Source organism: Pseudomonas sp. AC193 (genome assembly GCF_979258075.1).
The window spans coordinates 1,629,050-1,648,534 of sequence record NZ_OZ409832.1 but is presented as its reverse complement, the minus strand read 5'-3'; the positions used below and the strand labels follow the sequence as shown (position 1 = coordinate 1,648,534).

Here is a 19,485-nt window from a genome sequence, read left to right as displayed (position 1 = left end):
AAAATCTGTGGTCACCCCGATCAACTGTGGGAGCGGGCTTGCTCGCGAATGCGGTAGCCCAGGCAAAATATCCAGAGAATGACACACCGCTTTCGCGAGCAAGCCCGCTCCCACAGGGTTGTGCGTCGCAGCTGTGGGTATTGATCCGCTTTACACATCAATGCATGCCAACAATGCAATTAACATATTGTTACACCTGCGCCACCATCCGCCCCAATAACATCCGTGCGCAGACTCTCCGTGGCGCACGTCATAAAAGCGGTGGAGTACTTTGCTATGACAGCCACAATCCCTCACGGCGGCTCGCGGGCCGGCGCCATTTTCCGGGTGACCTCGGGCAACTTCCTCGAACAGTTCGACTTCTTTCTGTTCGGCTTCTATGCCACCCAAATCGCGTCGGTGTTCTTCCCGGCGAGCAGTGAATTCGCGTCCCTGATGATGACCTTCGCGGTGTTCGGCGCAGGCTTTTTGATGCGTCCGCTGGGGGCAATCGTGCTCGGTGCGTACATCGATGACGTCGGTCGCCGTAAGGGTTTGATCGTCACGTTGTCGATCATGGCCAGCGGCACGATATTGATTGTGTTGGTGCCCGGATACGAAACCATCGGCCTGTTTGCGCCGGCGCTGGTGCTGATCGGGCGTCTGTTGCAAGGATTCTCCGCCGGTGCGGAATTGGGCGGGGTTTCGGTGTATTTGTCCGAAATCGCTACGCCGGGCCGCAAGGGCTTTTTCACCGCGTGGCAGTCGGCCAGTCAGCAAGTGGCGATCATCGTTGCCGCTGCGTTGGGCTTCGCGCTGAACGCATGGATGGCGCCGGATGTGATTGCCGATTGGGGCTGGCGCATTCCGTTTTTCGTCGGTTGCATGATCGTGCCGTTCATCTTTCTGTTGCGTCGTAATCTGGCGGAAACCGAAGAGTTTGCCGCGCGCAAACACCGTCCAAAAATGGGCGAAGTGTTCCGCACTCTTGGCCAGAATTGGGTGGTGGTGCTCGGCGGGATGTTGATGGTCGCCCTGACCACCACCGCGTTTTACCTGATCACCGTGTACGCGCCGACGTTCGGCAAAACCGTGCTGCACCTGAGCACCTCGGACGCGCTGCTGGTGACTTTGCTGGTCGGCGTGTCGAACTTCTTCTGGCTGCCGATCGGCGGCATGTTGTCGGATCGCATCGGCCGTCGTCCGGTGCTGATCGCGATGTCGCTGCTGGCACTGGCCACGACTTATCCGGCGCTGTCGTATCTGGTGCAGGCGCCAAGCTTCAGCCACATGTTGCTGTCCCTGCTGTGGCTGTCGTTTATCTACGGCATGTACAACGGCGCGATGATTCCGGCGCTGACCGAGATCATGCCGGTAGAAGTGCGTGTGGCTGGTTTCTCTCTGGCGTATAGCCTGGCGACCGCGATTTTCGGCGGTTTCACCCCGGCCATGTCGACCTTCCTGATTCAGTACACCGGCGACAAAGCCGCGCCGGGTTACTGGATGAGCATCGGCGCGCTGTGCGCATTGTGCGCGACGCTGTACCTCTATCGCCGCGCGGGCGGCCGTCTGCAACCGGTTGCCGCATAAGGAATCATGACCATGAAAAAACTCTTCAACCTCACCGCCCTCGCCCTCTTCGCGTTCAGCGCTCTGGCACATGCCGAACAACTGAACGTGATGACGTCGGGAGGCTTCACCGCCGCTTACAAAATCCTCGGCCCGAAATTCGCTGCTGCCACCGGTAACACCCTCGACACCCAACTCGGCCCGTCGATGGGCAAGGCGCCAGAAGCAATCCCCAATCGCCTCGCGCGCGGTGAACACGCCGACGTGGTGATCATGGTCGGCTATGCCCTCGATGACTTGATCAAACAAGGCAAGGTCGACCCGGCTTCCCGCGTTGAACTGGCGGATTCGCGGATCGGCCTGGTGGTGCGCGAAGGCGCGGCGAAACCGGACATCAGCAACGTCGACAACCTGAAGAAAACCCTGCTCGACGCACAGTCGGTGGCTTACTCCGACAGCGCCAGCGGCGTGTACATCGAGCAGCAGTTGTTCAAGAAACTCGGCATCGAGGATCAACTGAAAGCGAAAGCGAAGATGATCCCGAAAGTCCCGGTGGGCTCGGTGGTTGCCACTGGCGACTATCAACTGGGCTTCCAGCAAGTCAGCGAATTGCTGCCAGTGCCGGGGGTGAGTTTTGTCGCGAAGATTCCGGAATCGGTGCAGTCGGTGACGCGTTTTGCTGCCGGGATTCCGGTGAACGCTGAGCATCCAGCCGAAGCGAAAGCCTTGCTCGCTTATCTCGCCGCGCCCGCCGCCCAGGCTGACGTGCAAGCGACCGGGCTGGATTCGGTCAAGCGCTGACGGTCGGCGACACGACTTTCATTTCCACCACCAGCCGCTCCAGTTCCAATGCTGCCGGGGTCAACGTACGATCCCGGCGCTTGATGATGCCGACGCTGCGCATCACCTGCGGATCGGTCAGCGGCACCCGCGTCAGAATCGGATGATCCGGCCCCGGCATCGCCATCAACGGCACCGCCGCCACGCCCAACCCGGCCTCCACCAAACCGATCATCGTCGTCACATGCAGGGTCTCGCAGATGCTTTGACGCTGCGGCACCACACGGCTCAAGGCCTGATCGAGCAAAAAGCGATTGCCCGAGGTTTTGTCCAGCGAGATGTAATCCTGCTGATAAAACTCGTCCCACGTCACGCTGCTGCGCCCGGCCAGCGGGTGATCGCGGCGACAAGCGACCACGTAGCACTCCTGCACAAGCGGTTCAAAATCAACTTTGGCATCCTGCGTGCCCATAAAACTCAATCCGAAATCCGCCTCGCCGTTGACCACGGCGGTAAGGACATCGTGGGCGCTGGAGTCGAGGACTTTGACCTTGATCCGCGGAAATTGCTGGTGATAGCGGGCGACCACGCGCGGCATGAAGAAGTACGCGGCAGACGGCACGCAGGCGACGGTGACGTGGCCCAATCGGGTCGAGGCGACTTCGCTGATGCCGAGCAGCGCGACATCCAGATCATCCAGCAAACGCTCGACGCTGGGCAGAAACCCGCGTCCGGCCTGAGTCAGGCTGACTTTGCGCGTGGTGCGCTCGAACAGCTTTACCCCGAGCGCGTCTTCGAGCTTCTCGATGCGCCGGCTCAGGGCTGGTTGCGACAGACGCACGGTGTCGGCGGCCTTGCGGAAACTGCCCTGCTCGACCACCGCGCGAAAGGCTTGCAGGTCGTTGAGGTCGAAGTTGATGGCCATGGCGGACTCGCAGGGATTGATACGCAGGGGTTATGAATGTAACCAATTGATGCAAATTATTACAGACTCACCGCATAACCCTGTGGGAGCGGGCTTGCTCGCGAATGCGGTTGCAGCAGAAAAATATCCATCAACTGACACACCGCTTTCGCGAGCAAGCCCGCTCCCACATTGGATCTGTGGTGGATATGCAATCGTTTCAGCCCTTATCCTTGCCGCATTCGCCGTACCGTTGTCAGGAGTAAACCCATGCCCCATGAAGGCAATTTGTTACAAGCCATCGTCGTCTTTCTATTGGCGGCGGTGCTTATTGTGCCTTTGGCCAAACGTCTGCAATTGGGCGCTGTGCTCGGTTATCTGTTTGCCGGGGTGATCATCGGCCCATCCGTGCTGGGGCTGATCGGTAACCCGCAAAGCGTCAGCCATATTTCCGAATTGGGCGTGGTGTTGTTGCTGTTCATCATCGGCCTTGAGCTGTCGCCGCGACGGTTGTGGGTGATGCGTAAATCGGTGTTCGGCGTTGGCCTGGCGCAGGTGCTGCTGACGGCGTCGGTGATCGGTGTGTTGGCGTTGTTCGCCTTCGGCCAACCGCTCAACAGCGCGATTGTGCTCGGCCTCGGTCTGGCCTTGTCGTCAACGGCGTTCGGCCTGCAAAGCCTGGCCGAGCGCAAAGAGCTGACCAGTCCTCACGGTCGGCTGGCGTTTGCGATTTTGCTGTTTCAGGACATTGCGGCGATCCCGTTGATTGCGCTGGTGCCAATGCTGGCCGGCGGCGATCACACCACCAGCGCCGCTCAAGACTTGAACCACGGTTTACAGGTGCTGGGCAGTATCGCCGTGGTCGTGGTCGGCGGCCGTTATCTGTTGCGCCCGGTGTTTCGTATTGTCGCGAAAACCGGCCTGCCGGAAGTCTCGACCGCCACCGCACTGCTGGTGGTGATCGGCACGGCGTGGCTGATGGATCTGGTCGGCGTGTCGATGGCACTGGGCGCGTTTCTCGCCGGCCTGCTGTTGGCGGATTCGGAATATCGCCATGAGCTGGAAGCGCAGATCGAACCGTTCAAAGGCTTGCTGCTCGGCCTGTTTTTCATCAGCGTCGGCATGGGCGCCAACCTCAGTTTGCTGCTCAGTGCGCCAATTACTGTACTGGGGCTGACGCTGCTGTTGATTGGTCTGAAACTGCCACTGTTGTTTATCGTGGGACGCTTGGCCGGCGGACTGAACAAGGTCAGTGCGATTCGTCTCGGTATCGTGTTGGCGGCTGGCGGTGAGTTTGCCTTTGTGGTGTTCAAGATCGGACGCGATCAGAACCTGTTCGATCCGCGCCTGTATGATTTGCTGGTACTGACCATCACCCTGTCGATGGCGGTGACGCCGCTGCTGTTGTTGATCTGCGCCAAAATGGTCAGCCCGAAAGTGCAGCCGGTGGAAGTCCCGGAGAAATTTCGCGAAATCGATACCGACAGCCCGCGCGTGGTGATCGCTGGCATGGGACGGATGGGTCAGATCGTCGCGCGGATTTTGCGTGCGCAGAACATCAAGTTTGTCGCCCTCGACACGTCGGTGGAAACCATCGAACTGTCGCGCAGCTTCGGCGGTGTGCCGGTGTTCTACGGCGACCCGATGCGCCCGGAAATTCTCAACGCGGCGAAGGTTGGCGAGGCGGAATATTTCGTGATTGCCACGGACGATCCGGAGACCAACATCAAGACCGCCGAAGTGGTGCGCAAGCTGTATCCGCACATGAAAATCATCGCCCGGGCGCGTAACCGTCAGCACGTTCACCGTTTGGTGGACGTCGGGGCTGAGGCGATTCGTGAAACGTACTACTCAAGTCTGGAAATGAGCCGGCGCACGTTGGTGGGGCTTGGGTTGACGCAAGCGCAGGCCGATGCGCGGATCAAACGCTTCAAGCATCACGACGAACAGGTACTGGAAGCGCAACATGCGGTTTACGACGACATGGCCAAAGTCCTGCAAACAGCCCAGGAAGCCAGAGCGGAGCTGGCGCGGCTGTTTGAGTCGGATCAGCTGGAAGAGGAATCGCGCAAAACCTGAGCCCGTGTTCAATACCGAAATGATGTGGTAACCCAACCCTGTAGGAGCTGCCGAAGGCTGCGATCTTTTGATGTTGTTTTTTATAGGATCAGGATCAAAAGATCGCAGCCTTCGGCAGCTCCTACAGGGGATTGTGTCAGGCCAGGTCAAGTTCCAGGGCTTGCTTGACCGGCACAGCTTCAAAGCGATCGGCCAGAAACGGCGTGATGTCCAGTGGCAGCGGTTCATCGTTGACCAGTTTGTCCAGCAACACGCCGGTAATCGCCGAGGTCAGAATCCCGGTGCGGAAGTGTCCGCAGGCATTCAAATACCCTTCCACGCCGCGCATCGGCCCTAGAATTGGCAACTCATCCGGCGAACCCGGGCGCAATCCCGCCCATGTGCGTTTCAGGTTCACATCCTTGAGCTCTGGCAAACAGCGCACCGCGCCCTGCACCAGCCCGGCAATTTCCGGATAGGTGGTGGTGACGTCGAAGCCTTTGTCTTCGGTGGTGCTGCCAATCAGGATTTCACCGTTGTCCTTTTGCGCCACGTAGCAATCACTGGTGGTCAGGCAGCCGTTGAGGATTTTCGGCATGCGTTCGGTCAGCAGAATCTGGCCCTTCACCGGTTTCACCGGAATACGGATGCCGGTCGCCCACTCGCTCAAATCTGCCGCCCAGGCACCGCCCGCGTTGATCAGGGTTTTGCAGTGGAACACGCCTTCTTCCGCCGCTTGCACACCGGTCACCCGCGAACCGTGATGCAGCACACCGGTCACGTTAGTGTTGACGTAGATATCGACGCCGTTCTGCCGCGCACCTTCGGTGTAGGCATCGGCGAGACGGAACGGGCTGACCTGATGGTCGCAAAGGAATTCCAGCGCCCCGCGTGCTTCGTGACTGACGCTCGGTTCAGCTGCGCGCAACTCGGCCCGATCCAGCCAGCGCACTTGATCGGCCAGATGCGGAATGCATCCAACGATATGCTCGGCGTACAACCGATCCTCATCGTCATAGATAACGAATTTCAGCCCGGTTTTTTCGAACTTGAAATCCATTCCGTGGTTGTCCTTCAACTCACGGTGCAGCGCCGGGTACAGCGCGTTGGATTGCAGGGCGAAGTCGAAGAACGACGGCGGCAGAATGTGCGGCGTGCTCGAGTCGACTGCAACAGCGGCGCCTTGGGTTTCGCGCTTGCGGTTGGCCGACATCATGCGAAAAAAGATCACCCCGCAACCGAGGCCAACCGACTCGCCAATCGCCCACAAACCACCGGCGGAAGCACGGGTGGCGTTGCCCGGGCGCTTGGCATCGATCAGGGCGACTTTAAGATTTTTGCGCTTGGACAATTGATAGGCGCAGGACGCGCCGATCACGCCGCCACCGGCGATGATCACGTCGTAGAACTTACTCATGGGAAGCGGCCTCCGTGCCGACGGACTGAAACGCGGAAAAGGGAATCGGATCAATCGGGAAACGCGGGCGCAGCCAGCCGACATCCTTACGTCCGGTGGCCTGGCGCAAACGGTCGCTGCAATAGCCGACGCACATGCGCCCCTGACAATCGCCCATGCTCACGCGGGTGCGCATTTTCAGACTGGCGATGTCTTGCACGCCTTGCTCCAGCGCCAGATCGATGTCGGCACGGGTGGCGTGTTCGCAGCGGCAGATCACCGTGTCGGCCGCGGGCAATGCCGTTTGGCCAACCCCGCGTTCGGTGTAGCGATCGACCGCCGCACGGAATCGCACAATGGCTTTGAGTTTGGCCAGAAAGCGGTCGCGTCGAATCTGCGCCAGCTCCTCTTCGAAGACGCCGCGTTGCAGGAGGATCGACGTGGCGGCAATTTTGCCGGCGAGCATCGCCGCTTCACCGCCGCGAATCCCGCCCATGTCACCGGCCAGATGCACGTGGGGCTGATTGCTTTGCTGCCAGATATTCGAATGGGCACGCAGATAACCGTCGTCACTGAAACCGTGATCCAGGCCCATTTGCTGACTGAGCTGCGTACGCGGGATAAAGCCGTAACCGACGGCCAAGGTCTGCGCTTCGAAACGCTCGACGCGGGCCATGTCCGGCGCCCACGTGGCCGAGTAAGGTGCGACGCTGACGCTTTTCAGTTCGCCCTCGCCATGGGCTTCGACCACGCCCCAGCCGTAGTGCATCGCAATGCCGTGCAGTTTCAGATAGGCCAGCATGCTCAACCCGTCGAGGAAGAGCTGCGGTTTGTTCAGCAGCGCCAGACTCTCCCGTGCGATCTTGCCGAACGCGCAGGCCTCATAAACGCCAGACACCTTGACGCCGGACGCATGCAGTTGCGTCGCCACCAACGGCAGCAGGGGCCCGGTGCCGGCAATGATCACGGGGCCTAGCGGTTTAACCACGCCACTTTTGATCTGCAATTGCAGGCCACCGAGCATGATCACCCCCGGTAGCGTCCAGCCAGGAAACGGCACGCTGCGTTCGTGGCAACCGGCCGCGAGCAATAACTGCGGGTATTCGATTTCGTGGAGTTGTTCATCACCATCAAGCATCACCAGTGCGCGAGTACCTTCGGCACCGACCACACGATGGTTGAGCCGGACGTCAATCAGTTCGGCATGCTTCTGGAACTCACCGTGCAGTTTGCCCAACGCCTCCGAATAACGCGGCCCCAGATAATCCAGTTGCACGCCGTCCCGCAACGGCCCGCGATACACCACGCCACCCAGACGCGAAGCCTCCTCCAGCACCGTGCAACGCACGCCGTGGCGAGCCAGTTCAATGGCCGCGGCCATGCCCGCCGGCCCACCGCCAACAATCACCGGATGCAGGTTCATACGACCTCCTGCGCAGTGATGCGGTTGACTTTAGTTTCAATTTGCATACCGTCACGCACCACCGTCTGGCAGGCGCGGCGCTTGTGCCGGCCATCGATTTTCACCAGACAGCACTGGCACACGCCCATGCCGCAGTAGGCACCGCTGATCTGCTCATGGTCGTTGCGTGCGATCTGACGCATGCCGAGGGATTGAATGACGCTGAGAACGGTTTCGCCAATGGCGGCGTCGACCGACTGGCCGTTGATATGGACAGTCATATCCGCCCGCGCCAAGGGCTGGATATCGAAGGTTCTTTCTAGGCAGTGCATTGCAATTCATCCGTGAAAATTTCAGGGGAGTTGTGCGTCAGCTCCTTGCTGCACTACAGCGTGTCGACGTGTGTACTTCATCTGATTCGTGCGTCGTTTCGGCTACTACGTCAGCGCAGTATTTGCGCCTGATTCACTGTAGCTCACGCCCAGCCAGGGTCTGGATCAAATACGTTAGTGAATATTCCAGACGGAAATATTGATCCAGATCGGTAACTGATCATCCAGGCAAAAACGAAAAAGCCGCTTGCACCCGAAGGTGCAAGCGGCCGAGGCATAAGCCCCATTAGATCAGTGTACGAACAGCGCAATCAGGATGATGATCGGGATCGGTACGCCGAGAAAAAACAGTAGAAGTGAGCGCATGGTGATGCTCCTTGTTTAACGGACTGGAGTGGTCGTGGTGTAGGTGTCGACTTCAACGTACTCGACTGCATCGCGACGACGACCGCCGAAGGTGGCCGCGAGGCTGGCAAAGAACGCACCGGCCAGCAGCGCGATAAACATCCACAGCGAAGTCCAGGCAGCGACTTTCGCAGCGGTGTCAGCCGCTTGTTGAGCTTTGACTTTGGCGTCGGCGATGGCTTTCTGAGTGCGGGCGTAGACTTCGTCTACACGGCGCTCGGCATCAGCCTGCGACAAGTTAGTACGTTGAGCGACCAGTTGCGCGAGGTAGGTACGATCCTCGGCACTCAGCTGACCGTTGGCCAGGCTTTGCGCAAAGATGCGGGCCACGGCGCCGTGGGCAGCGTCATCGCTGACCGAAGCCGGGCGATCATCACGGAACAGGCTGTCGATGAAGTAACCGTACTGGTTGCTGTCGGTGTTCGCCGCAGCGGTACCGGCCGCCTGGGTCATGGCACTGGCTGCACCGCCCGCCACGCTGGCACCGGCCTGCACACCGCCGCTGACAATGCTGCTGACCGAGCCGACCACCAATGTTGCGGTGACCAACGTTGCCACACACCAGGCGAGGAAACCGTGCGCGGTGTCGCGGAAGTACACCTCGTCACCGTGCATGTTCGCCCATTTGACGCGCAGACGCCCGGCCACATAACCGCCCATGCCGGAAGCGATAATCTGCGTCGCCGCCAGCCACACGATTGTTGAAATACCGAGGCCCTTGGCACTCACGCCCTCCCCGGCCCACGGTGAAACAGCGGAGAAACCCAGACCGAAACCGAGCAGTACAAGGATCAACGACAATGCCGCAGCCGCCGCCGCGCCAGCGAAGATCGCGCCCCAGGACACCCCTGAGACGTTGCTCGAATCTCCTTCAAAGGCAGGATAAAACCCATCAGAGGATCTATTCATTGTTGTTCTGCTCCAGGCATGAAAAATGGTGTTACAACTCGTTCGAGAGAGGAATTGCAGCGACCGTGCCAGATACAGATATTAAATAAATCCTTTATTTTCATTTAGTTACAAAGAATGAACTTCCTAAGACCATGCAAATTGCAACAAGCTGTGAATTACAGCGGGTTTTATGCATTAGTCTGCATTGATCCGCAGCAAGCGAATCTGCGTTTCTGACAGCCCCTACATGAAAGTTAATTTAAAGCGTCAGGCAAAAATCTTGGCAAAATGCTGCCATTCCGTTTCAACCGATCAGCAGGCCTGCCCATGACTCGCATTTTGACCATCGAAGACGACGCCGTGACCGCCCGGGAAATCGTTGCCGAACTGAGCAGCCATGGCCTGGACGTGGATTGGGTCGACAATGGCCGAGAAGGCCTCGACCGTGCCGTCAGCGGCAACTACGACCTGATAACCCTCGATCGCATGCTGCCCGAACTGGATGGTCTGGCCATCGTCACAACGCTGCGCACCATGGGCGTGTCGACACCGATTCTGATGATCAGCGCCCTCTCCGATGTTGATGAACGCGTGCGCGGTTTGCGCGCCGGTGGTGATGACTACCTGACCAAACCGTTCGCCACCGATGAGATGGCCGCGCGGGTTGAAGTGCTGTTGCGCCGCCAAAGCAGCGCCGATACGCCACCGACCACGTTGCAAGTCGCCGACCTTGAGCTGGATTTGATCAGCCACGAAGCACGCCGCGCCGAGCAAGTGCTGACGCTGCTGCCGACCGAATATAAATTGCTCGAATTTCTGATGCGCAACAGCGGCCAGATTCTGTCGCGGATGATGATTTTCGAAGAGGTCTGGGGTTATCACTTCGACCCGGGCACCAACCTGATCGACGTGCACATCGGCCGCTTGCGCAAGAAAATCGACGCGGTGGGCAATGTTCCACTGATCCGCACGGTACGGGGCTCCGGTTATGTCATTGCCGAACCCGTCTGACGGTTGGCGCTCTTCCAGCAGCCGCTTGCTGGCGCTGTACAGTTCGTTGTTCGTGGCCTGGAGCGCGATCCTCATGGGGGTCATGTACTTCGAGGTGTCCAGCTACCTCGATAACCTCGCCAAGCATTCGCTGATGCAACGTCAGCATCTGTTTTCGCACTTTCGCGGTGAACAATTGGAAGACGCCCTCGCCGCGAGCATGACTTTCGACATTCGTGGCATCGACGCTTATGGCCTGTTCGACGTCGAAGGCCGCTACCTTGGCGGCGCCCTGCAACAAATCCCCGAAGGTCTGCCGCTGGACGGCAAGATTCACATGCTCGCCGACTGCGCGGGCTCCGATGATCCGACCTTGCCCAATGACAGTTGCGACGCCGTCGCCACGCAAACCCGTGACGGCCGCTGGCTGGTACTGCTGCGTGACAACGGCTCGTTGTTCGCGGTGACACGGATCATCTTGCATGCGTTGTTCTGGGGTGTTTCGTTAACGATTCTGCCGGGGATCGCCGGTTGGCACTTGCTGCGACGCCGACCTTTGCGACGGATCAGAGCGATACAGGACAGCGCTCAGGCGATCGTCGCGGGCGACTTGACCCATCGCCTGCCACTGTCCAATCGCCGCGATGAACTGGACATGCTCGCTGCCATCGTCAACGCCATGCTTGAACGCATCGAACGTTTGATGAACGAGGTCAAGGGGGTTTGCGACAACATCGCCCATGACTTGCGCACACCGTTGACCCGCTTGCGCGCGCAGTTGTATCGCATGCAGCAACAGGCCGGCGAAGGTTCGCAAGAAGCGGCGCAACTGGATCTGGTGCTGGCTGAGGCGGACACGCTGATGGCGCGGTTTCGTGGTTTGTTGCGGATTTCCGAACTGGAAGATCGCCAGCGCCGCTCCGGTTTTGTCGAGCTGGATCCGGTGCAATTGCTGCAGGAACTGCATGAGTTTTATCTGCCGCTGGCTGAAGAAGATGAGCTGCATTTCGAACTGAACATGCCGGAAACATTGCCGGCGCTAAATGGCGATCGGGCGTTGTTGTTTGAGGCGCTGGCGAACCTGTTGAGCAACTCGATCAAATTCACGCCGGCGGGTGGCACGGTGATTTTGCGCGGTGTGAATGACGCAGGGCATACGCGCATCGAAGTGCACGATTCGGGGCCGGGGATTGCCGAGTCAGAGCGTGAGGCGGTGTTTCAACGTTTCTATCGTACCGAGGGTGGACAGCCGCAGAGCGGGTTCGGATTGGGGCTTTCGATCGTTGCGGCGATTGTCAGCTTGCATGGTTTCAGCCTTGAAGTCGGCACCAGCGACCTCGGCGGCGCGAAACTGGTGCTCGACTGCCGGCAGAGCCTGATCACCCATTCCTGAAGTTCATTTGGAATGCGATCAATGTGGGCGCGGGCTTGCTCGCGAAGGCAGTGTGTCAGGCAACAAATGTATCGACTGACCCACCGCTATCGCGAGCAAGCTCGACTCCCACAGGGCTCTCGGCTGTACACATAATCCCGGGCACACCACAAATTAATGTAGGAGTGAGCCTGCTCGCGAAGGCAGTGTGTCAGGCAACAAATGTATCGACTGACCCAACGCATTCGCGAGCAAGCTCGACTCCCACAGGGCTCTCGGCTGTACACATAATCCCGGGCGCACCACAAATTAATGTAGGAGTGAGCCTGCTCGCGAAGGCGGTGTGTCAGGCAACAAATGTATCGTCTGACCTTCCGCATTCGCGAGCAGGCTCACTCCTACAGGGATCTCGGCTGTACACATAATCCGGGGCGCACCTACGATCAATGTGGGAGCGGGCTTGCTCGCGAAGGCGGTGTGTCAGGCAACAAATGTATCGTCTGACCCACCGCATTCGCGAGCAGGCTCACTCCTACAGGGATCTCGGCTGTACACATAATCCGGGGCGCACCTACGATCAATGTGGGAGCGGGCTTGCTCGCGAAAGCGGTGTGTCAGGCAACAAATGTATCGTCTGACCCTCCGCCTTCGCGAGCAGGCTCACTCCTACAGGGATCTCGGCTGTACACATATCCCGGGCACACCTGCGATCCATGTGGGAGCGGGCTTGCTCGCGAAGGCGGTAGGTCAGGCAATAAATGTATCGTCTGATCCACCGCTTTCGCGAGCAAGCCCGGCTCCTACAAAGGATTTTGCGGTGGCTTAGGTTGGGTAGTTGGCCCGCAGGGCTTCTAGGCCGCCCTGGTAGATGCCGGTGAACAGCGCCACCACTTCATCATCGCTCACGCCTTTGGCGGTGAAGCGCCCTGACCACGTCACCCGTGCGCCCTGCCCTTGGGCTTCAACCTTGATCGTCGCCAGATAATCCGTTGCCGGAAACGGTGCCTGTTCGATCGAGTAGCTGTAGGTCTTGGCGGCGTTATCGAACGCTTGCAGGCGTTCGATCACCACGGCGCCGTCAGCGGTTTGCAAGGTGCGAACACGGCCGCCGTCGCTCAGTTCACTTTTGGGAATGAACGGCAGCCAGTCCGGTAGCGTGTTGAAGCCGCCGATCAATTGCCAGACCTGATCGGCCGAGGCCGGGATGTCGATATGTGCAGATGCAGATGCCATGGATAAACGTCTCTCTCAAGAATTCAAATAGTCAGGCTGTCGACCACGCCGCCATCGACGCGCAACGCAGCGCCCGTGGTAGCCGAGGACAGCGGCGAAGCAATGTAAGTCACCAGGTGCGCGACTTCTTCAACATCCGCAACACGCTGGATGATCGAGGTCGGGCGGGCCTTGAGCACAAAGGCGTCGGCCTCATCGCGCAAGTTGCGGCCAGACTCGGCGGCGGCATCCTTGAGCATGTCTTGCAGGCCATCGGTGAACGTCGGCCCCGGCAAAATCGCGTTCACCGTCACACCAGTGCCCGCCAAGCGCTTGGCCAAACCGTGGGACACCGCGAGATTGGCGCTTTTCGTCACGCCGTAATTGATCATGTCGGCCGGCGTCGCCACCCCGGATTCCGAGGACAGAAAGATCACCCGTCCCCAGCCCTGCTCGACCATCGCTGGCACGTAATGCCGCGCCAGGCGTACGCCGGAAATCACGTTGACCTCATAGAACCGCGTCCACTCGCTGTCCGGCGCTTCGAAGAAATCGACGGCGTCGAAGATGCCAAGATTATTCACCAGAATGTCTGCGCGCAGTTCGGCGGCGAACAGTGTCTGCGCGCCCTCCGCCGTGCCGAGGTCGGCCGCCAGACCGCGCAATTGCGCGCCCGGCACTTTTTCGCGAATGCTCGCCAACGCCTGCTCGACCTTGCCGCTGTCGCGGCCGATCACCACCACGGTGGCGCCGGCTTCGGCCAGCGACTGGCTGATGCCCAGACCGATCCCAGCGGTGCTGCCGCTGACGATGGCCAGTTTTCCACTCAGATCAATCTTCATGCTTTCACCTCATCGATGGGTAATGGTGCGCGTTCAGAAACCAGTTTTGCCTCACGCATGGCCTGCCAGAAACCGGCAGGAATCACCGCCGACAACGCCGCGACATCTTCAGCGATGCGGCCCGGTTTGCTCGCGCCGGGAATCACCGCAGCAACGGCAGGATTGGCCAACGAAAATTGCAGCGCGGCAGCTTTTACATCAACGTTGTAAGCGGCGGCGATGCGTTTGATCTGTTCAACTTTAGCGATCACTTCCGGGCTGGCCTTCTGGTATTCGAAGTGCGAACCACCGGCCAGAATGCCCGAGCTGTAAGGGCCGCCGACGACGATTTCGACATTCTGCGCCAGCGCCGAGTCCATCAAACGTTGCAACGGACGTTCGTGATCGAGCAGCGTGTAGCGCCCGGCCAACAGGAAGCCATCCGGTTGCGCTTCGGTCAGATCGAGGGTCAATTCGCACGGTTCGACTTTGTTCACGCCCAGACCCCAGCCCTTGATCACGCCTTCTTCGCGCAAACGGGTCAGTACTTTGAACGCGCCAGTACGGGCCTGATTGAAGTATTCCAGCCATTGATCGCCGTAAAAGTCCTGAGCGATGTCGTGTACCCAGACGATGTCGAGGCGATCGGTTTGCAGGCGTTTGAGGCTGTCTTCGATCGAGCGCAGGGTCGCGTCGGCGCTGTAGTCGTTGACGATTTTGTTCGGGCGACCGTGTTCGAACACGCCGCTCTTCTCGCCGAGATCGCGGGCTGCAGCGTCTTCGACTTCATCAAGAATCACCCGGCCAACCTTGCTGCTCAGCACATAGTCGTCGCGCTTGTATTGCTTCAAGGCTTCGCCGAGGCGAATTTCCGACAGGCCCGAGCCGTAAAACGGTGCGGTGTCGAAGTAACGCACGCCGGCATCCCACGCAGCATGCACAGTGGCCTGCGCTTCTGCTTCGGGAATGGCGCGGAACATGTTGCCCAGTGGTGCGGTGCCGAAGCCCAGTTGGCCGGGCAGTTTGTCTTTCAAACTCATCGGATTGTCCTCATTCGTTGGTGGTCTGCGTGACCGTTGAGCAGATCCTAGATTGCGACACCGAGACCGTCCAAGACATAATGCGCAGCACTTGAGTCCCTATAGGTCTGACATGATCGACATCCGCCAATTGCGCTACTTCGTCGCCGTCGCCGAGGAAGAACACGTCGGCCGCGCCGCCGAACGACTGCATATTTCCCAGTCGCCGCTGAGCCGGCAGATCGCTCAGCTTGAAGAGCGCCTCGGCCTGACGCTGTTCGAACGCAGCCAGCAGCGCATTCGCCTGACCCGCGATGGCCAGACCTTTCTTGCTGAAACCCGCGCACTGCTCACGCACGCCAATCGCCTCGAATCCCTCGGTAAACGCTTGGGTCGTGGCGAAGAAGGCGGTTTGTGCATCGGCTATATCGAGAACGCCATGCACGCCGGGGTTTTGCCCAATGCCCTGCGTGTGTTGCGGGTCGATCGGCCGAATGTCCACGTCGCGCTGTACAACCTGAGTTCCGCCGAGCAACTCGAAGGCCTGCGTCAGCGTAGTCTCGATATCGCATTGGTGAGTGAGCCGCCGACCGATGACGACCCGGATCTGCTGGGCTTTCAGGTGCTGGATGATCCGATGCTGCTGGCGCTGCCGGAACAGCATCCGCTGGCGCAGCAGGCGGTGTTGAGCCCGCAGGATCTCGCGGATCAGGAATGGATCGGCGTGCAGCCACGGCAGGACGCGAGTGATGAGTTTGTCAGCGCGTGCATCAGAGCGGGTTTCACGCCGGATGTGCGCATGCAGGCGACTGAGCCGTTTACCGCGCTGGGGCTGGTGGCGTCGGGGCTGGGGATTGCGATGATTCAGAAAGGCCTGAGCCATAACGCGCCGCCGGGAGTGGTGCTGCGCGAGGTGCCGTGGCTGGCGTTTACTACGCCGTTGTGGGCGGCGTGGCACCGGATCAATTTGCGGCCGTTGGTGGAAACCTTCCGCAAAGTCCTCACCGCCGCACAACCTGTCCCTTGTGGGAGCGAGCCTGCTCGCGAAAGCGGTCTGCCAGTTACCGGCATATTGACTGAGCCACCGCATTCGCGAGCAAGCCCGCTCCCACAGGGGTAGGTGGCGTACGCAAATTCTGTGTGCACCGCCAATTACTGTAGGAGCTGCCGAAGGCTGCGATCTTTTGATCTTGTTTTTAAAAGAACAGGATCAAAAGATCGCAGCCTTCGGCAGCTCCTACGGGGATCTACACTGCAAGAGTGTGTATGCCGCCGTGAGAACGCCATGAGAATGTCAGCGCAAATGACCGTGGTCGCCGTGCTCGCTACCCTCGCCTATCTGGGCCTGGCGGTGTGGGGCATTGGTGGCGTGGGGATGTTCTTTTCCCACGGCTCGCTGGTGGTGGTCGCGCTGGCCACCGTGGCGATGGTGATCGCGTCGTTGTTTACCGAGGTCAACCTGAGCTCCGGCGAACGCGAGGATCGCGCCAATCGCTGGGTGCTTCCGGCGTTTGCCTTGATTGGTTTGCTCAGCGGTTTTCTACCCGCGTACTGCGATCGGCTGAATTTCTGGACGTTTGGCGGCGAAGGTGTGCGCTGGCTTGGCGCATTGTTGTTCATCATTGGCGGGGCGCTGCGCTTGTGGCCGGTGTTTGTCTTGGGCCACCGATTCAGCGGGTTGGTGGCGATTCAGCCGGGGCATCGGTTGGTGACCGATGGGATTTATCAGCACCTGCGCAACCCGAGTTATCTGGGGTTGGTGGTGAATGCGCTGGGATGGGCGTTGGCGTTTCGTTCAACTGTCGGGTTGCTGCTGGCGGCGCTGACGTTGATCCCGTTGATCGCGCGTATCCATTCTGAAGAGGCGCTGCTGCGCGGTCAGTTTGGCGCCGAGTACGATGCCTACTGCGCCCGGAGCTGGCGCTTGTTACCGGGTGTCTACTAACGCCGCACCCCCTGTAGGAGCTGCCGAAGGCTGCGATCTTTTGATCTTGGTCTTTTAAAAAAACAAGATCAAAAGATCGCAGCCTTCGGCAGCTCCTACAGGGGGACAGCTTCAGGCAGGCTGTAGGTGCAGGCCGTCGTTGTCGATTTGGACGCGGATCGCATCGTAACTGGCCAGCGTCGAGTGCTCGGTTTCAAGCGGATGCTGATGCGTCGTGGTGATGATCATCAACGACGCGCCCGCCGCTTCAGCGGCTTGAATCCCAACGGTTGCATCCTCAAAAATCAGACACTCCGCCGGTTCCAGCCCCAAACGTTTAGCCGCCAGCAGATAACCCGCCGGATCCGGCTTCCCCGCCTTCACATCCTCAGCCGTAATCATCACCGCCGGCTCGGGAATCCCCGCCGCCGCCATCCGCCGCAATGCCAGATCGCGCGGAGCCGACGTCACCATGGCCCAACGATCCTTTGGCAATTGATTGAGAAACGCCGCCGCCCCCGGAATCTCGACAATGCCTTCAACATCCTCGATCTCCGCCGCGGTAATAAACGCCGCTTGTGCCTCCGCGTCCACGCCCGGCAGGTTCAGCCGATTGATCGTGTCGATCGCCCGTGCGCCATGAATGGTCGGCAGAAACGTCTCGACATCGACGCCATGGCGCACGGCCCAAGCTGACCAGATCCGCTCGGCGGCGGCGATGGAGTTGAGGACGGTGCCGTCCATGTCGAACAGGAACGCGCCGAACGCGCGGTCGAAAAGATCATTGTGAGCAGACAAAGGGTCGCATCCTCTGGCAAGGGGCCGGGCAAATTTGCCCGGCAATGTAGCACTTGTCAGTGCAGACGCGGAGCCTTGGACTTGAAGGCACTCTCGACGCAATCGAGCAACTGGCCGATCGCCCAAGGTTTCTTGATGAACGCGACCGAGTGCTTGACCCCAGACGTCTCCGGCGTTTCATAACCCGACATGACCATCACCGGTTTGTCCGGCCAGCGATCGCCGACCAGGTTGGCCAGATCGGCGCCGTTGAGGGTGCCGGGCATGGTGATGTCGGTCAGCAATAGATTCACTTCCGGCGCGTGCTCGTCCAGATATAACTTGGCTGCGTCGGCGCTGCTATGCGGCTCGACCTTGAAACCTTCCTCCTGAAGAATTTCGCAAAGAAACTCCAGAATCAACGGATCATCCTCAACTACCAGAATCAACCCGCCAGGAAGGTGCGCGTCCGCCGTTGGTGATGGGCACATGAAACTGCACTCCCTGAATAGCATTAACGATTTAGCGGCTTGAATCCGCTGCTTATCTGGTATGAGCAGCGCGTTCTGTAGAAATTCATTTTTGATACAGGAGTTTTCCAAATGGTCGAATTGGCAATCCTGAGACAAACGTTCGAAGTGGCATAATTGTGGTTAAAATGCCGGCCCATTTGCTTGCCGACCGTGACCGATGAACCCTGAAGCCCTCGCCACCCTCCACGCCCATTTGCTGCCGGCACTCGCCAGCGCACCGGGCGAAACCCGTCGCTTGTTTCATGGGCGCGGGCGTTGCTGGCCGGGTCTGGAACAGGTCACGGTGGACTGGCTGCAAGGCGTGGTGCTGGTGTCGCTGTTCAAGGAGCCGGCGCCGGAGCAACTGGAAGATCTCAAGCGTGTGTTGCTCGACATCACCGCTTCGGCCGAATGGCAGCAGTCCAAAGCGCACACGTTGCTGATCCAGCACCGTTATCTGCCGCAGAGCACCGCCGAATGGCTAATGGGCGATGAGATCGAGGAAATGACCATCGTCGAAGGCGGTCTGCAATACCGCGTCGACCTGGGCCGCAAGCAGAACGCCGGGCTGTTTCTCGACATGCGTTACGGGCGCAACTGGGTGCGCGAACAGTCCGCCGGCAAGCGCGTGCTGAACCTGTTCGCCTACACCTGCGGTTTCTCCGTGGCGGCCATTGAGGGTGGCGCCAGCCATGTGGTCAATCTGGACATGTCCCGCGCCGCGCTCAGCCGTGGTCGCGACAATCACCGTTTGAATGGCCATGACACCGGCAAAGTCAGCTTCCTCGGCCACGACCTGTTCAAGTCCTGGGGCAAGGTGATCAACAGCGGCCCTTACGATCTGGTGATCATCGACCCGCCGTCGTTTCAGAAAGGCAGTTTTTTGCTGACCAAGGATTATCAGCGCGTGTTGCGGCGTCTGCCGGAGTTGCTGACGGCGGACGGCACGGTGCTGGCCTGCATGAATGATCCGGCGTTTGGTTCGGACTTTTTGATTGATGGCGTGACGCAGGAGGCGCCGAGTTTGCGCTTTGAACAGCGGCTGGAGAACCCGCCGGAATTTCCCGACATCGATCCCGAAAGCGGCCTGAAAGCCCTGGTCTTCAAACGCACTTCCTGACACAACCCAAATCCCCTGTGGG

The 19,485-nt window shown here is 59.5% G+C and carries 18 protein-coding genes; 8 read left to right on the top strand and 10 right to left on the bottom strand.

What is annotated here, in order from left to right:
• The first annotated feature begins 276 nt into the window (after window positions 1–276).
• Together tcuC and ACZZ0D_RS07610 are read left to right on the top strand one after the other, a co-directional pair.
• Window positions 277–1,569, top strand: coding sequence for an MFS transporter (gene tcuC / locus ACZZ0D_RS07615; protein WP_053121470.1), 1,293 nt, complete (start codon window positions 277–279; stop codon window positions 1,567–1,569).
• 12 nt (window positions 1,570–1,581) lie between these two features.
• Window positions 1,582–2,349 (top strand): substrate-binding domain-containing protein, encoded by a 768-nt coding sequence (locus ACZZ0D_RS07610; RefSeq protein ID WP_463552819.1) that lies wholly within the window; start codon window positions 1,582–1,584, stop codon window positions 2,347–2,349.
• Here the strand turns inward: ACZZ0D_RS07610 and ACZZ0D_RS07605 are convergent.
• Complete coding sequence (locus ACZZ0D_RS07605) at window positions 2,339–3,253, bottom strand: LysR family transcriptional regulator (protein ID WP_212544650.1); 915 nt, start codon at window positions 3,251–3,253, stop codon at window positions 2,339–2,341. The two genes, ACZZ0D_RS07610 and ACZZ0D_RS07605, sit on opposite strands and share 11 nt — an antisense overlap.
• A gap of 249 nt (window positions 3,254–3,502) precedes the next feature.
• Here ACZZ0D_RS07605 and ACZZ0D_RS07600 point away from each other — a divergent pair, with 249 nt between their 5' ends.
• Complete coding sequence (locus tag ACZZ0D_RS07600; protein ID WP_463552818.1) at window positions 3,503–5,311, top strand: monovalent cation:proton antiporter-2 (CPA2) family protein; 1,809 nt, start codon at window positions 3,503–3,505, stop codon at window positions 5,309–5,311.
• Window positions 5,312–5,447: 136 nt separating this feature from the next.
• On the opposite strand, the gene hcnC is transcribed toward ACZZ0D_RS07600, so the two are convergent.
• From hcnC to ACZZ0D_RS07580, 4 genes are all read right to left on the bottom strand, one after another.
• The gene (hcnC, locus tag ACZZ0D_RS07595; RefSeq protein ID WP_463552817.1) at window positions 5,448–6,707 is read right to left on the bottom strand and encodes a cyanide-forming glycine dehydrogenase subunit HcnC; all 1,260 of its coding nucleotides are present in this window, start codon (window positions 6,705–6,707) and stop codon (window positions 5,448–5,450) included.
• Window positions 6,700–8,109, bottom strand: a complete 1,410-nt coding sequence (hcnB, locus tag ACZZ0D_RS07590; protein WP_463552816.1) for a cyanide-forming glycine dehydrogenase subunit HcnB — start codon at window positions 8,107–8,109, stop codon at window positions 6,700–6,702. The genes hcnC and hcnB overlap by 8 nt, the downstream gene beginning before the upstream one ends.
• Window positions 8,106–8,420: a (2Fe-2S)-binding protein gene (locus ACZZ0D_RS07585; protein ID WP_463552815.1), complete on the bottom strand. Its 315-nt coding sequence runs from the start codon at window positions 8,418–8,420 to the stop codon at window positions 8,106–8,108. Before ACZZ0D_RS07585 ends, hcnB begins: the two co-directional genes overlap by 4 nt.
• A 381-nt stretch (window positions 8,421–8,801) precedes the next feature.
• Window positions 8,802–9,734 (bottom strand): hypothetical protein, encoded by a 933-nt coding sequence (locus ACZZ0D_RS07580; protein ID WP_053121485.1) that lies wholly within the window; start codon window positions 9,732–9,734, stop codon window positions 8,802–8,804.
• Between the two features lie 309 nt (window positions 9,735–10,043).
• Between ACZZ0D_RS07580 and ACZZ0D_RS07575 the strand changes: the two genes are divergently transcribed.
• Together ACZZ0D_RS07575 and ACZZ0D_RS07570 are read left to right on the top strand one after the other, a co-directional pair.
• Window positions 10,044–10,727 carry a response regulator transcription factor gene (locus ACZZ0D_RS07575; protein WP_212544654.1) on the top strand — a complete coding sequence of 228 codons (684 nt, stop codon included), beginning with the start codon at window positions 10,044–10,046 and terminating at the stop codon, window positions 10,725–10,727.
• On the top strand, window positions 10,705–12,099 hold the full coding sequence (locus tag ACZZ0D_RS07570; protein ID WP_463552814.1) for a sensor histidine kinase: 1,395 nt from the start codon (window positions 10,705–10,707) through the stop codon (window positions 12,097–12,099). The genes ACZZ0D_RS07575 and ACZZ0D_RS07570 overlap by 23 nt, the downstream gene beginning before the upstream one ends.
• An 801-nt stretch (window positions 12,100–12,900) precedes the next feature.
• Here the strand turns inward: ACZZ0D_RS07570 and ACZZ0D_RS07565 are convergent.
• The 3 genes from ACZZ0D_RS07565 to ACZZ0D_RS07555 are packed head-to-tail and all read right to left on the bottom strand — an operon-like array spanning window position 12,901 to window position 15,151.
• Window positions 12,901–13,311: an SRPBCC family protein gene (locus tag ACZZ0D_RS07565; protein WP_400752325.1), complete on the bottom strand. Its 411-nt coding sequence runs from the start codon at window positions 13,309–13,311 to the stop codon at window positions 12,901–12,903.
• A 23-nt stretch (window positions 13,312–13,334) separates the two neighbouring features.
• Window positions 13,335–14,132 carry an SDR family NAD(P)-dependent oxidoreductase gene (locus tag ACZZ0D_RS07560; RefSeq protein ID WP_463552813.1) on the bottom strand — a complete coding sequence of 266 codons (798 nt, stop codon included), beginning with the start codon at window positions 14,130–14,132 and terminating at the stop codon, window positions 13,335–13,337.
• Entirely contained in the window at window positions 14,129–15,151 is a 1,023-nt protein-coding gene (locus tag ACZZ0D_RS07555) for an aldo/keto reductase (RefSeq protein WP_159814705.1), read from the bottom strand. The genes ACZZ0D_RS07560 and ACZZ0D_RS07555 overlap by 4 nt, the downstream gene beginning before the upstream one ends.
• Window positions 15,152–15,263: 112 nt before the next feature.
• Between ACZZ0D_RS07555 and ACZZ0D_RS07550 the strand changes: the two genes are divergently transcribed.
• Window positions 15,264–16,250 (top strand): LysR substrate-binding domain-containing protein, encoded by a 987-nt coding sequence (locus ACZZ0D_RS07550; RefSeq protein ID WP_463552812.1) that lies wholly within the window; start codon window positions 15,264–15,266, stop codon window positions 16,248–16,250.
• A 165-nt stretch (window positions 16,251–16,415) separates the two neighbouring features.
• Entirely contained in the window at window positions 16,416–17,075 is a 660-nt protein-coding gene (locus tag ACZZ0D_RS07545) for a methyltransferase family protein (protein ID WP_463552811.1), read from the top strand.
• Between the two features lie 111 nt (window positions 17,076–17,186).
• Here ACZZ0D_RS07545 and ACZZ0D_RS07540 read toward each other — a convergent pair whose 3' ends face one another.
• On the bottom strand, window positions 17,187–17,852 hold the full coding sequence (locus tag ACZZ0D_RS07540; RefSeq protein WP_463552810.1) for an HAD family hydrolase: 666 nt from the start codon (window positions 17,850–17,852) through the stop codon (window positions 17,187–17,189).
• A 56-nt stretch (window positions 17,853–17,908) separates the two neighbouring features.
• The gene (locus ACZZ0D_RS07535; protein WP_053121513.1) at window positions 17,909–18,322 is read right to left on the bottom strand and encodes a response regulator; all 414 of its coding nucleotides are present in this window, start codon (window positions 18,320–18,322) and stop codon (window positions 17,909–17,911) included.
• Between the two features lie 199 nt (window positions 18,323–18,521).
• Between ACZZ0D_RS07535 and ACZZ0D_RS07530 the strand changes: the two genes are divergently transcribed.
• Entirely contained in the window at window positions 18,522–19,463 is a 942-nt protein-coding gene (locus tag ACZZ0D_RS07530) for a class I SAM-dependent methyltransferase (protein ID WP_463552809.1), read from the top strand.
• Window positions 19,464–19,485 lie beyond the last annotated feature (22 nt).